This window comes from Pseudomonas sp. FJ2-5-13 (assembly GCF_029201605.1).
In the GTDB taxonomy this organism is placed as follows: Bacteria; Pseudomonadota; Gammaproteobacteria; order Pseudomonadales; family Pseudomonadaceae; genus Aquipseudomonas; species Aquipseudomonas lactis.
Genome location: NZ_CP104045.1, coordinates 1,272,800 through 1,286,506, shown reverse-complemented (window position 1 = coordinate 1,286,506; position 13,707 = coordinate 1,272,800). Strand labels below are relative to the sequence as shown.

At 60.9% G+C, this 13,707-nt stretch carries 12 protein-coding genes; 5 read left to right on the top strand and 7 right to left on the bottom strand.

Features of this window, described 5'->3' with window-relative positions; genetic code table 11:
- Window positions 1–23 precede the first annotated feature (23 nt).
- The 5 genes from N2A98_RS05715 to N2A98_RS05695 all read right to left on the bottom strand — a co-directional run bounded on the left by N2A98_RS05715 (window position 24) and on the right by N2A98_RS05695 (window position 5,737).
- A complete protein-coding gene (locus N2A98_RS05715; RefSeq protein WP_275623134.1) occupies window positions 24–506 on the bottom strand; it encodes a CS1 type fimbrial major subunit in 483 nt (160 codons plus the stop codon).
- 5 nt (window positions 507–511) lie between these two features.
- On the bottom strand, window positions 512–1,270 hold the full coding sequence (locus N2A98_RS05710) for a pilus assembly protein (RefSeq protein WP_044272090.1): 759 nt from the start codon (window positions 1,268–1,270) through the stop codon (window positions 512–514).
- Between the two features lie 60 nt (window positions 1,271–1,330).
- Complete coding sequence (locus N2A98_RS05705; protein WP_275623133.1) at window positions 1,331–2,578, bottom strand: hypothetical protein; 1,248 nt, start codon at window positions 2,576–2,578, stop codon at window positions 1,331–1,333.
- A gap of 23 nt (window positions 2,579–2,601) precedes the next feature.
- Window positions 2,602–5,124, bottom strand: coding sequence for a CS1-pili formation C-terminal domain-containing protein (locus N2A98_RS05700; protein WP_275623132.1), 2,523 nt, complete (start codon window positions 5,122–5,124; stop codon window positions 2,602–2,604).
- Between the two features lie 115 nt (window positions 5,125–5,239).
- Complete coding sequence (locus tag N2A98_RS05695; RefSeq protein WP_044272087.1) at window positions 5,240–5,737, bottom strand: CS1 type fimbrial major subunit; 498 nt, start codon at window positions 5,735–5,737, stop codon at window positions 5,240–5,242.
- Between the two features lie 493 nt (window positions 5,738–6,230).
- Between N2A98_RS05695 and N2A98_RS05690 the strand changes: the two genes are divergently transcribed.
- Together N2A98_RS05690 and N2A98_RS05685 are read left to right on the top strand one after the other, a co-directional pair.
- Window positions 6,231–6,740, top strand: coding sequence for a PadR family transcriptional regulator (locus N2A98_RS05690; RefSeq protein WP_044272085.1), 510 nt, complete (start codon window positions 6,231–6,233; stop codon window positions 6,738–6,740).
- A complete protein-coding gene (locus N2A98_RS05685) occupies window positions 6,737–7,510 on the top strand; it encodes a siderophore-interacting protein (RefSeq protein WP_275623131.1) in 774 nt (257 codons plus the stop codon). Before N2A98_RS05690 ends, N2A98_RS05685 begins: the two co-directional genes overlap by 4 nt.
- Window positions 7,511–7,627: 117 nt before the next feature.
- On the opposite strand, the gene N2A98_RS05680 is transcribed toward N2A98_RS05685, so the two are convergent.
- Window positions 7,628–8,254, bottom strand: coding sequence for a Pr6Pr family membrane protein (locus tag N2A98_RS05680; protein WP_078466742.1), 627 nt, complete (start codon window positions 8,252–8,254; stop codon window positions 7,628–7,630).
- A gap of 4 nt (window positions 8,255–8,258) precedes the next feature.
- Window positions 8,259–8,492 carry a VF530 family protein gene (locus tag N2A98_RS05675; protein ID WP_003188882.1) on the bottom strand — a complete coding sequence of 78 codons (234 nt, stop codon included), beginning with the start codon at window positions 8,490–8,492 and terminating at the stop codon, window positions 8,259–8,261.
- Between the two features lie 170 nt (window positions 8,493–8,662).
- Between N2A98_RS05675 and N2A98_RS05670 the strand changes: the two genes are divergently transcribed.
- The 3 genes from N2A98_RS05670 (at window position 8,663) to N2A98_RS05660 (ending at window position 13,569) form a co-directional block, all read left to right on the top strand.
- Window positions 8,663–10,681 (top strand): TonB-dependent receptor, encoded by a 2,019-nt coding sequence (locus tag N2A98_RS05670; protein WP_044272079.1) that lies wholly within the window; start codon window positions 8,663–8,665, stop codon window positions 10,679–10,681.
- 31 nt (window positions 10,682–10,712) lie between these two features.
- Window positions 10,713–10,928 (top strand): hypothetical protein, encoded by a 216-nt coding sequence (locus N2A98_RS05665; RefSeq protein WP_034127998.1) that lies wholly within the window; start codon window positions 10,713–10,715, stop codon window positions 10,926–10,928.
- A gap of 223 nt (window positions 10,929–11,151) precedes the next feature.
- Window positions 11,152–13,569 carry a glucose/quinate/shikimate family membrane-bound PQQ-dependent dehydrogenase gene (locus tag N2A98_RS05660; protein WP_044272077.1) on the top strand — a complete coding sequence of 806 codons (2,418 nt, stop codon included), beginning with the start codon at window positions 11,152–11,154 and terminating at the stop codon, window positions 13,567–13,569.
- Window positions 13,570–13,707: the final 138 nt, after the last annotated feature.

Here is a 13,707-nt window from a genome sequence, read left to right as displayed (position 1 = left end):
GCTGTGGGTTTCACACACCGAGCTCACGGCGCGGGGAAATCGAACATCAAGTGCACCGTGCCGTAATAATCCCCACCCTTGTAACCGTCCTGCGGCTCAATGGCAGAGATCTCCAGTTCGGCGCGCCGGCCCGCGCGCGCCTCGTCGGCGTTGAGTACCTGGGTCGAGTCCAACGTCAACGGCACCCGATTGAACAGCACCTGCAAGTCGATACGGTTGCGCCCACTCAGCAAATACGGCGTGTCGCCCAGGCGCGCGGTCACGCCGCCATTGATGTTCTTGACGTCGAAATTCTTGCGCAGGCGGCCCAGACGCGCCGTCGCCAAGTCCCAGGCCAAAACCTGGTCATGGCCCATCCAGTCCGGCTCGGAAGGCAGCACATAGGCCTCTTCGATCGGGATGGTCACCGACACATCGAAGCTGTGGCGTTCCTGGAACGCCTGCGCCGGCTCGCCCAGGAACACAGGGGTCATCAGTACCGCCAGTGCCGTCAGTTGCTTGAACATTGTCATCACCCGTTGCTGTTGACCGTCATCGGTTTTTTGTCGCGGCCTTCGATCAGTTGGAAACTGAACTGGCGCTCGGGCTTTTTCTCGAACACCAGCTGACGGCCGGGCAGGATGTGGTGCTTGGTGGTGGCTTCACAGTCGGTTTTCTTCGCCACCGAACAGTCCCGGAACTCATCGAGCACCACCACGCTGTTGCCGGCATTGCGCAAGGTGTACTGGCTGGTGGTCTGGCTGATCTGCGTGTCGAAACGGGTGTTCTGTGGGCGTACGAAGAACACCGTGCCGTAACCGGCCATGACGTTGACCCCGGCCGCCAGCGCGTCCTTGTAATCGGCCCGTTCTTCGTCGGTCACGGCAAAGTCGTCTTCTTTTTCCGGCACCACCGGGATGAAGCGCACGCGGAAATAACGCTCCTTGTCGCGCTGGCCCATGTACAGCAACCGTGTGCCTTGGCGCCCGCCCGCCGGCACGATCAGCCGCGCCGGGCTGGCCATCAGGCCGTCGCGGTTGGTGGCGGCGCCCTTGGCGTCGGTCATCGAGGCAACGGGGACTTCTTGGGACGTGCCATCGGCGTTGTAGACGATCTCCAGCACATTGACCTTGATAAACGCGGTGCTGGTGCCACCGTTGTAGACACGCTTGAGGTAGGAACTGCGATCACCTTCCAGGTAGTCATACACCACGCCGACATTGATTGCCGGCCCCGCCTGAGCGGTCAACGACAGCAGCAACAGCCCGACCGATAACACTGCATGTTTCATGTTTGATTACGCCTCAATGATTGAACCCAGCCCAGGGGCTGATATGCGGTAAGTGCCCGCCTAGACTTCCGAATCCCAGATCACGGTGACCACGCCGTTGTAGGTGCTGCCCGGGTGTTTGAGCATCTCCTTGACGTCGTCGCGCTCCACGGCAAAGTGCAGGCTGGCCGGGCGGTTATTAACGTAGTGGCCGGGCTGGAACAGCTCGGAGCCGCTGCCGTCCAGGCGCAGGGGCAGCTTGTCCACCGCCTGGCCGTACTGATCACGCAGGCCGAAAGGCAGGGTCACGCCGACCTGCAGCGGCACCTCATCCCCTGCGTCATTACGCAGGCCGCAGGTGTTGCCGATGGCCAGGCTGCATTCCAGTTGCATCTTGAAACGCCCACTGGAGGAGATGACGAAGGTCTGGTCACGGAACAGTTTCGACGGCTGCCGGCCACGATTGAGCCAGGCTTGCCAGCCGCCTTCGGGCAGCAGCTCAATGCGATTGCCTCCGGGCGGCAGGTCTACTTTGAGGGCGTGCTCGACCGACAGGCTGAAATTCAAGGTGATTGCGTTGTCAGTGGACGCCACCATCACATCACCCAAATCGAAATCACCGCCTGGCCCGATGCTGTAGGTCAGTGAGCCCCGGTACTCACCGCTCGACATACCCAATGGATTAGGCGTTTTGAGTTCATAGGCGTACTCCAGGTGGCTATAGATCATCCAGGGGAAAGTAGTACCGGGCGTCACCGTGCAGGCTCCCGCGCCCTCTGGAACGATCCAGAAGAACAATGCGTAAGAAACTGATGCCGCCAGGTAGTTAATACCCTGGCAAGGAGGCGCGCCGTTGTACCAGTAGTAATTCCAAGCCGCGCTGGCGTTGGTCCAGCCGCTGACCCCAGGCGGACGAGGTACATCCCAGCGTGTTCCGATACCCGCGATGCGCATTTGCACGGTTTCAACCTGACCCGTCCCGACATGAGTCACCTGCAAGTCGCGCCATGACGAAGGCACCTTGAAATAAGCCCCCTTTCGCGGGTCCTCATGATTGGCTTCAATGGGCTCTACCGAATTGACCCTGAACGCATGATCACGAATGCTGAAAATATTCAACGCTTCACACCGAGCGGGTATGTGCCCCGGGCAAATACCACTCTGAGGCGTTGTGTTGATGAATTTATTGACCATCGGGTTCATGGGGTCAGGGCGAAACACCGCCGTGATGTTATGCATCAGTGCCTGCACCGGCAGGCTGATACTTCCCATCGCCAGCGCCAAGGCGCAGGGCCCCAACAGTTTTTTTGTCGTGCTTAACAAAGTCATAGAGTTTCCAGTGCAAGCCGCCGTCAACCGGCGGTTTCAGACGTGTGGGCGGCTTCGGCCAAGGTATCCGGCGTACAGCGCAGATCACCGATCATCAACACGTCGCTTTCACTCGGTGCGTTGCTCGGGTCCAGACGGAACTGGCACAGCAACTGGTTCTGGTAGCGCACTTGCAGGGTGGGTGAGCTGGAACTCATTTCCATGGAGAAGAACCCGTCCACTTCGCTGACCCCGCGGCTGGCATGGTTGATCACGTGATGGCCGCGCAAGGGTGCGCCGCGTTCATCCAGCAATCGGCCCAGCACGGTGACGGTTTTCATCACGCTGACCTTGCGATAGTCCACGCCGCCCTTGTTCAGGTGGTAACTGGAACGTGCCGGCTGGATATTGGCCGCCGGTGGGTGGTTGCCTTCAAAGTCGAACGCCACACTGCTGCTCTTGTAGGCCGAGACCGGCACGTAGTTGCGCCCAGGCCTCAGCAGGGTGCTGCCGCCGCCCATGTCGTCGGCGCGCAGGGCGATCTCGTCGAGGTCGGTTTCTACATCGATGATCATGCCGGCGCCGTTGCCCTGGTACTGGCTGCTGAGCAATACCTTGCCGGCCCCGGCCACCAGGGTGCTGTTGAGGTTCAAGCCGCCGCTGAGGTCGCCGTTGAAGGAACTGCGCTGCACAAAACCGTCACCGCTGACCGCGTCCGTACTGAAACTGGCCATGCCCGACAGGCCGACGCCATAGGTGTCGGTGATCGCCGTGGCCGAGACGCTTTGCAGGAAGTGGTCGGTAAGGTCTTGGCGCAAGGTCACCGAGGCGTTGTTGTCACGCCCGCCGTCACGGGCGGTGCGGGTGCCGATGCTGCCGGAGATCTGCCGGCCATCGCGGCCCAGGTTCATGCTGACACTTACGTCTACACCACGATTGCGCGCGTCGTTGGTACCCGAGGTACCGGGCCGGTCGAACACCGAGAAACGCCAGTTGGCATCGCTGCCGAACAGGTTGTCGTGGCGGCTCCAGCCCAGGTCGATACCAGCGCCCTCGACATTGCCTTCGCTGTGGGACAGGCGCATGTTCAGGGTGTTTTTCGCATCGAGCCGGTGGTTGACCGACAGCGCCGTGTTGCTGGCCTCCCCCACGAAGGTATTGCGGCGCAGGCGGGTGCCGTCCGGCAGGGTTTCGTAGGTGTCGCGGGTGTCGAGCCAACTGCGGTTGTGGCTGAACACCAGGTTGGTGGCGCCCAAGGTGTAGAGCGCTTGCAGGTCCATGCCGGTGCCGTGGTCCTGGGTTTGATACAGGTTGGTGTAGAGGCTGGTGTTGTTGGCCACCGTCCAGTCCACCGAACCGCCGTACTGCAGTTGTTCACGCACCTGGCGCGCCGACAGGCCGAGGATCACCCGGGGGTGCAGCAGGTAGTTAATGGACGCGCCGGCGGTCATTGCGCCAGAGGCTTGTTCGTCCCAGTTACTGAACAGCTTAGTCTCGCGCCCGGCAAACAGGTTGTAGCGCCATGGGTCTTCGGCGTTGCGCCAGTTGCTGGGCTTGTACACCAGCTCCTGGGTGGTGCTGGTGGTCAGGCCGTCTTCCACCAGGCGCACTTCCACTTCATAGATACCGCCAGGCAATGGCCGGGTGTCCAGGGTTTGCAGGCCGGCTGCCACGGCTTGGGTATTGATCAACAGGCCATTGCGGTAGATCTCCACCGCCGCCTGGCGGTTGGCGGTGACGTAGATCGGGTACACGCTGGGCTTGGCATTGTTGATGGCCAGGCTGTCGGAACTGCCATACATCAGGCCCAGCGCCGTATCGGGGCTGGCGCCGAAGCTGCGCAGTTGACGGGTCAGGCCATCGGAATTGGGGGTGAAATGGCCCAGGCGGAAAAACTGCCCTTGCATTTCTCGTTGGGTGTACAGCTCATGGATCGCGTGGCGCATCGGTTCGTTATCGCCACTCTGTCGCGCCAGTTGCAGGTTGAACACCTGGCTCCAGTTGCCGACGCTGGAACTGGCTTGCAACCCGTAGCGCCCGCCCAGCTTGTTGTCCTGACCACCGTTGAGGTTGAGCTGGTTGTTGACGATCAGCCCGAGGCTGCCACCTTCCGGTTGCGCGTAGAAGCGCGGTGCATCGTCGTTGAGCTCGACATTCTGGGTGATGATCGCCAACTGGGAGTTTTCCAGGTTGTAGAACGCCGAGAGCATTTTTTCCGGGCAGGACTGGGTACAGGTGCCCAGCGCCACGCCTTTTTCCAATAGCGCTTGCCAAGTGTCGCGGGTAGCGGCGGGCACTTTGCTGTCAGCGGTGTCGGTGAATTCGAGCAAGGTGACGCGATCATCCCGGGTCAACACAATCAGCGCCTCGCCCAGCAACTGCTGGTCAAGGTCTATGCGCACGGCCAGCGGCACGTCGAAAAAGTGATCGGTAAAACCAGCCGGCAGGCCTTGGGCCTGGCTCAGCAGGCTGCCCGTCGTCAAAGCGCCCGAGGCAGCAGGTGCGGCCAGGGCACTCGTACACATCAACAGCGCAAGCGCAGCCGCGATAGGCGTCATCGGAAACATGAACGGAACACTCTGTATGCCAAAAGACTGGAGAGAAAATCAGGCCGGCGGACCGAGGAGGGAAAGTCAGCCGACCTGCAAGTAAATGCCCGTGTTCAACGGGCATTCATTGGCATCAAGGCGTTGGCAATACCGCGTCGAATACCACCGGCATCACCGCGGTGTAGGAACCGCGTTGAGTCGCCGAAGGCTTGGCCGCGACGATGCGCATTTCCGCGCCAATACCTGGGGTGGAGTCGGCTTCGTTGACCACTTCCTGCGGCGAGCCGGTCAGGGTCACGCCATTGAAGGTGGTGGTCAGCGCAATGTTCTGCGCGGCATCACCGTTGAACAGTACAGCCGGGCCACCTTCGATGTAGGCAGCAACCGAACCGTTGGTGTTCTTGACGTCGTAGATAGCGCTCAGCGGCGCCAACTCACCGCTGACCAGGTTGTAGGTCATGGTTTCGTCACGGCCCCAGTTCGGGTCACGTGGCTGGGCGTGGAACACGGTGGTGGGGATGTTTGCCTTGAGGTTGACGGTGTGGCTGGCTTCACCGGCAGCGATAGCCGTTACCGAGGAAGACAGCGCGAGTACAGCCAGGGGAACAGCGACAGCAAACTTCTTGAACATGGTCAATACCTGTAGTTGACAACAGTGAGTGGTTCATTGCCAAGGAGGTCCCTAACAAAGAATTAGCAGGCGTGGTTAGTTGAACTACGCACTGCCAGACAATGATCAACCGAAACTAAAAGCAGGTATGCAGGCACATTCGAAAACGCACGTAGCCCTTGTAAACAGGGCTTGAGCGAAAAAGATGGCATTTCGCCAAAACTTTAAAAGTATCCGTAGGAAATAAGCTACACGTTAAAAATGCGCTAAAGAAGTTGCTGTAAGACGCGTACCACAAGACGAAGCAGCGCCTGCCAAACAACAAGTCCGGATATAAATTCGACCCACAACTCTAATTAAAGTTATAGCTCTAAAATCCAATCGGGTCCAATAGTTGTTAGTTGCTTTGCGAACCAAGCCTGTGCAGCCGCCAACGACCGTTGGTCGCCAGGCACTATCCTTAGCATTAAGATATATCTTACGTTATATCTAAACCTGCACAGAGGACCTGCCCATGAAACACGAACATCGCGGCGAGTTTGAAAAACGCGGCGGCCGCGGCCCACGGGTGTTCGCCCCTGGCGACCTGAAGCTGCTGCTGTTGTCATTGATCGCTGAGCAACCTTGCCATGGCTACGACCTGATCCGCCGCATCGAGGGCCTGTTCGACGGCGCCTACAGCCCCAGCCCCGGCGTGATCTACCCCACCCTGACCTTCCTTGAAGAGAGCGAGCTGATCAGCGGCGACGCCGATGGTGGAAAAAAACGCTACACAATCACCGACCCCGGTCGTCTCTTCTTGAGCGAACAAGCCGTTGCCCTGGACGGTGTGCGCAGGCGCCTGGATGTCAGCAAGCGCTCGCTGCGCGGCCACGACCGCCCACCCGAGATCCATGAGGCGGTGCACAACCTGCGCCACGCCTTGCATTCGCATAACGGGCACTGGAGCCCGGAAGAAATCATTCGTGTCGCGGCGCTGCTCAATCGCACCGCTCAAGCCATTGCCGACGGGACAGACCAATGAACACTCAAACCATTCATCGCGTGACCCACGAAATCAAACGCCGCCGCCTGCAAGTACTGCGGGTGGTCGATATCACCCCGCGCATGCGCCGCGTCACCCTGGGCGGCCCTGAGCTCGCGGGGTTTGTCAGCCTGGGCAGCGACGACCACATCAAGCTGTTGTTCCCGCAGAACGCCCAAGAGCAAGCGGCGCTGGAAAGCCCGAGCTTCAGCATCAAGGGCGACGGCCCGCAACCGGCGATGCGCGACTACACGCCACGGCGTTACGACCTGAGCATTGGCGAGTTGGACATCGACTTTGTGCTGCACGGCGATGGCCCTGCCTCCACCTGGGCCGAGCAGGTTCAGGTCGGCCAGCATCTGTACATAGGCGGGCCACGTGGCTCGATGATCGTGCCGGATATCTTCGACAGCTACCTGCTGATTGGCGATGAGACGGCGATCCCGGCCATCGCTCGGCGCCTGGAAGAGCTGCCCGCGGGGCGCAAGGTGCTGGCGGTGATTGAAATCGCGGATGCGGCGGAACAGCAGGTGCTCAGCAGCGCAGCCGAGGTGGAAGTGATTTGGGTGCTGCGCGGCCAGGATGACCTGCTCGACGTGGTGCGCAACCTGACGCTGCCCAGCGGCACGCTGTACAGCTTCGTCGCCACCGAAACCAAGCTGTCACGCCAGGTACGGCGGGTGCTGCTGGACACGCACAAGGTCAACGAGCAATACCTCAAGGCCGTGGGTTACTGGCGTGCAGAGGGCAGCGAGGAAGAACAGAGCTGACTCAACTCATACTGTGGGAGCGGGCTTGCTCGCGAAGACGGAGTGTCAGGCAGCAGATGTATTGGTTGACCCACCGCCTTCGCGAGCAAGCCCGCTCCCACATTGACGGTGCTCACTTTAAGACGAGGATGATTTCAGGCGCTTATCCAGCCCCACCATCGCCAAAGCGATCACTATAAACCCTGCCAAAATCCCCCCGGCATTCATGAACACCTGTGGATAACCAAGGCTGTCCACATCCATGAACGGGTACTGATACTGCCCGAGCATATGCCCGCGCAGCAGCACATAACCGAAGTACACCAATGGGTAAATCACCCAGCCGGCAATGTGTTTGAACCGCAAGGTGCCCTTGGGCACACACCGCCACCAATACACCACAAACAGCAACGGCATGACGTCGTGCAGCAACTCATCGGCGATAAATTGAAAGCCTTGCGGGCTCCACAGATGCCGCAGCAGCAGGTTGTAGGCCAGGCTCACCAGCACGATGCTCGCCGCTATCGCGCTACTGATGCGGGGCGCGAGGAAGAATCGCTTGGCGGCTGAGTCGCGCTTGACCAGCGCGTAGCTGAGCACCACGACCACCAGGGTATTGGTCAGTACGGTGAAGAAGCTGAAGAAACTGATCAAGCCGCCCAACAAGCTCGCGCCACTGGCCCAGCGTGAATAGAGAATCAGGTATTGCTGGATCGCCAACCCCACCCAACCGGCCAAGGCTGCTGCCGCGACAAAGCGCTTCATGCACTCAATCCAGGGGGCGCTTGGTACGCATCAGCTTGACGTACAAGCCTTCGACTTTTTCCCGCGCCCACGGGGTTTTGCGCAGGAAAGTCAGGCTCGACTTGATGCTCGGGTCGCTCTTGAAGCAGCGGATATCAATGCGCTCGGCCAAGCCGCTCCACTCGTAATGTTCCACCAGGGTGGTGAGCACGTGTTGCAGGGTCACACCGTGGAGCGGGTCGTTGCTTGTCGCGGTCATGCCGGGCCTTTTGCAAAAAGAGGAAACACAGCCGCGCACCTTAGCCGACGGGGCGTGCAGGTGGAAGCATCGGATTGAATATAGCCCGCGAGGAAAAGTTCCCCTTTTTCGCAAAAAAGAGATGTTATATTGTAACTTTACTTAACAACCTTTTTGCCTAGGAATATCCGATGTCGCTGCCTTCTCTCTGGCGCTTGTCGCCCCTCGCCGCCGCCCTGTTGATCAGCTCCCAGGCCCATGCCCTGGAACTGCCACCCCAAGTGGTCACCGGCAATCCGCTGGGCAGCGAACAGCTGGCCTCGCCCACCACCGTGCTGGAAGGCGACGACCTGACCCTGCAACAAAAAGGCAGCCTCGGTGAAACCCTGAACAAGCAGCCGGGCGTGTCGTCTTCGTACTTTGGCCCAGGGGCCAGCCGCCCGATCATTCGTGGCCAGGATGGCGACCGCATTCGTATCCTGCGCAACGGTGTGGGCGCGCTGGACGCCTCGTCGCTGTCCTACGACCACGCGGTGCCGCTGGACCCGATCAACGTTGACCGCATTGAAATCGTGCGCGGCCCGGCCGCTCTGCTGTATGGCGGCAGCGCCATCGGTGGGGTGGTCAATACCTTCGACAATCGCATCCCCACCGAGGCCATCGAGGGCATCCATGGCGCTGGCGAGTTGCGCTACGGCGGCGCCGACACCACCCGCAGCAGCGCAGGCAAGCTGGAAGCCGGCAACGGCACCTTCGCCTTGCATCTGGACGCCAATGCGCGCGAGTTCAACGACCTGAAAATCCCAGGCTATGCCCGCAGCCGGCATGCCCCGGAGAGCGAGAACGGCCCCGGCAAAAACGGGCGCCTGGGCAACAGCAATGGGCGTCAGGACGGCGGTGCGGTAGGCGGCTCCTACACCTGGGACGATGGTTATGCCGGGCTGTCCTATAGCAATTACGACAGTAACTACGGCTCACCCGCCGAGCAGGATGTGCGCATCCGCATGAAACAGGACCACTACGCCTTTGCATCCGAGTTCCGCAACCTGCAAGGGCCGTTTACCTCGGTGAAACTCGACGCCGGCTACACCGACTACGAGCATCGCGAAATCGAAGGCGGCGAAACCGGCACCACCTTCAAGAACAAAGGCTATGAAGCGCGGGTGGAAGCGCGTCACCAGCCGATTGGCCCGTTCGATGGCGTGGTCGGCGCCCAAGTGACCCGCAACGAGTTCTCGGCCTTGGGCGAAGAAGCCTTCGTACCGCAGACCGACACCAACGCCGGCGCGCTGTTTGTCCTCGAAGAAATGCAAGCCACCGAGCGCCTCAAACTCAGCCTCGGCGCACGCCTGGAACACACCAGCGTCGACCCGAACGCCAAAGGCAACGAGCGCTTTGCCAATGCCGATAAAAGCAGTAACTTCACCGCCGGCAGCCTGTCATCTGGCGCGGTGTACACCCTCACGCCGATCTGGTCCCTGGCCGCCACCCTGGGCTACACCGAACGTGCGCCGACCTTCTACGAGCTGTACGCCAACGGCGCCCACGTCGCTACCGGTACCTATGAGTTGGGCGATGCCAACCTGAAGAAGGAAAAGGCCGTGTCCAGCGACCTGGCCCTGCGCTTTGACAACGGCACCCACAAGGGCAGCTTCGGCGTGTTCTATAGCCACTTCTCCAATTACATCGGCTTGTTGGGCACGGGTCGTACCCTGAACGATGAAGGCGAAGAGGACGCGGGCGGTATTCCCGAGTATGAATATTCTGGCGTGCGCGCACGTTTCGCCGGCTTCGAAGCCCAGGATCACTGGAAGCTCGGCGAAGGCGCCTACGGCAAGTTTGCGCTGGAACTGTCGGGCGACTACACCCGCGCCACCAACCTGGACACCGGCGAAGCCTTGCCGCGCATTGCGCCCCTGCGCATGAGCAGCGGCCTGTTGTGGGAACTGGATCGCTGGCAGGCGCGTATCGACGTGGAACATGCCGCAGGCCAAGGGCGTGTGCCGGATAACGAAAGCGGCACCGACGGCTACACCACCCTCGGCGCCAGCGCGGGGTATCGCTTCAATGTGGGCGGCAGCCAGTGGCTGGCGTTCGTCAACGGTGAAAACCTGACCAACCAGACCGTGCGCTATGCCAGCTCGATTCTGCGCGACATCGCGCCGGCGCCGGGGCGCAGTGTGCAGTTCGGCATCCGCACCACTTTCTAACCGTCACCTCACCCCCCCTGTAGGAGCGAGCTTGCTCGCGAAAAACGCCAACGATAACGCGCGCTTCCTGAATAAACGCGGCGCCTGTGAGTTTTTCGCGAGCAAGCTCGCTCCTACAGAGATAGAGCCTGCCATCAGGCTATTTTTGCAGCGACTATCTGTCACTGTTACAAAAACTGAAATGATGCATCTTGCGATTCACCCTTTCTCAAAACGCCCCGCCGCATTATCCTTCGCAACAATCTGAAACGCTTCACCTCCGGGTCGATCCCATTTGCCGAATTTCCCTTCACGCAAAGACAGCGCTGTCTTAAACCGACCTGCGCTGGGGAATCTGTTGCCCGCCTGTGGATAACCCGGTTATCCACAGAAAAACCCGAAAATAACGATGAACCAAGCCCGTGCCGAATCGTCATCTACAGTGAAGCACGGGGTTACATAATTATTCCAACGTCACGGAGAAACACACTATGAGCACTGATGGTGCTTCAAGCCCAAGCCGCCTGCTGCCCAGGCTGCTAGGCGTCTTGCTGCTGATCATGGGGCTGGCCTTGCTGGCTGGCGGCGTCAAGCTGAGCATGCTCGGCGGGTCGCTGTACTACCTGCTCGCTGGTATCGGCATCACCCTGACCGGCGTGTTGCTGCTGGCCACCCGCCGCGCTGCGCTGGGCTTGTACGCACTGGTGTTGTTCGCCAGCACCGTGTGGGCACTGTGGGAAGTCGGCCTGGACTGGTGGCAGTTGGTACCGCGCCTGGCCCTGCTGTTCGCCCTCGGCATCGTCATGCTGCTGCCGTGGTTTCGTCGTCCGTTGCTGCGTGGCCAAGCCGCGCCGCTGGGCACTGGCGCGCTGAGCGTGGCCGTGGTGCTGGCGGGCGCTACTGCCCTGGCCAGCCAATTCACCAACCCAGGTGAAATGGTCAAGACCGGCCAACTGGACCGCGACGCGGTACCGGGCATGGCCAGTGCTGCGCCGACTCAAGCCGATGGCGACTGGAATTCCTATGGCCGTTCGGCCTTCGGTGACCGTTACTCGCCACTGGCACAGATCACCCCGGAAAACGCCCACAAACTGGTGCCGGCGTGGACCTATCGTACTGGCGACATCCCTGGCCCAGGCGACCCCGGTGAAACCACCGCGGAAAACACCCCGCTGAAAGTCAACGGCATGCTCTACGTGTGCACACCGCACAGCCAAGTGATTGCCCTGGACCCGGACACCGGCAAGGAAATCTGGCGTTTCGACCCGAAGATCACCACCCAGGGTGCTGAGAGCTTCAAAGGTTGGGCGCACATGACCTGCCGTGGCGTGTCGTACCACGATGACGCTGCCTACGCTTCCGAGCAAAGCCCGACTGGCACAGCCAGCCCGGCCGCCGCACCGAACGCGTGCCCGAAACGCATCTTCGTGCCAACCGCCGACACCCGTCTGATCGCCCTGAACGCCGACACCGGCAAGATGTGCGAAGACTTCGGTGACAAAGGCCAGGTCGACCTGCGTGCCAACATCGGCAGCTTCGCCCCAGGCGGTTACTACTCCACCTCGCCACCGGCCGTGACCAAGAACCTGGTCGTGATCGGCGGTCACGTAACAGACAACGTTTCCATCGACGAGCCAAGCGGCGTGATCCGCGCGTTCGACGTGCACACCGGCAAGCTGGTGTGGAACTGGGACAGCGGCAACCCGGACGACACCACCCCGTTGGCCGAAGGCAAGACCTACACCCGCAACTCGCCGAACATGTGGTCCATGTTCGCCGTGGATGAAAAACTCGGCATGCTCTACCTGCCGATGGGCAACCAGATGCCCGACCAGTACGGCGGCGACCGTACCGATGATTCCGAGAAGTACGCCGCGGGCCTGACCGCCCTGGACATCGACACCGGCCACGTGAAGTGGACCTTCCAGTTCACCCACCACGACCTGTGGGACATGGACGTGGGCGGCCAGCCTTCGCTGATCGACATCAAGACCGCTGCGGGCGTGAAGCAGGCCGTGATGGCGTCGACCAAGCAAGGCAGCATCTACGTGCTCGACCGTGCCACTGGCCAGCCCGTGGTGCCGGTCAATGAAATCCCGGTGCCACAGGGCGCAGTGGCGGGCGACCGCACCTCCCCGACCCAACCCAAGTCCGACCTGAACTTCATGCCGCCGCCGTTGAAAGAACGCGACATGTGGGGCGTGACACCGTTCGACCAGATGCTGTGCCGGATCGACTTCAAATCCATGCGCTACGACGGCCCGTTCACGCCGCCGTCACTGCAAGGTTCGATCGTGTACCCAGGCAACTTCGGCGTGTTCGACTGGGGTGGCATCTCGGTTGACCCAGTGCGCCAGATCGCCTTCGTGAACCCAAGCTACATGGCGTTCAAATCCAAGCTGATCCCGGCGGCCGACATCGCCAAGCAAGGCCCACGCGTCAGCGAAACCGAAGGCGTGCAGCCGAACAAAGGCGCGCCGTATGGTGTGATCCTTGAAGCGTTGCTGTCGCCGATGGGCCTGCCGTGCCAGGCACCGGCCTGGGGCTACGTGGCGGCGGTCGACCTGACCACCCACCAGACCATCTGGATGCACAAGAACGGCACCGTGCGTGACAGCTCGCCGGTTCCAATCCCACTGACCATGGGCGTGCCTAGCCTGGGCGGTACATTCACCACCGCCGGTGGCGTCGCGTTCCTCAGCGGCACCCTGGACCAGTACCTGCGTGCCTATGACGTGAAAAACGGCAAGCAACTGTGGGAAGGCCGCCTGCCTGCAGGCGCGCAAACCACCCCGATGACCTACACCGGCAAGGACGGCAAGCAATACGTGCTGGTCATGGCGGGCGGTCACGGTTCCCTGGGCACCAAGCAGGGTGATTATGTAATGGCGTTCAAACTGCCGGATTAAGTAGCACTGGCGGTATAAAAGGCGGCTGCCCCGAATGGGCAGCCGCTTTTTTTTGCCTGTCGAAAATGCCCCGGCGGTTTCCCCTCTGCCCTTTAAAGCTAATTTAGTGCGCACGCCCCGCGTAATACAAAAGGCGTA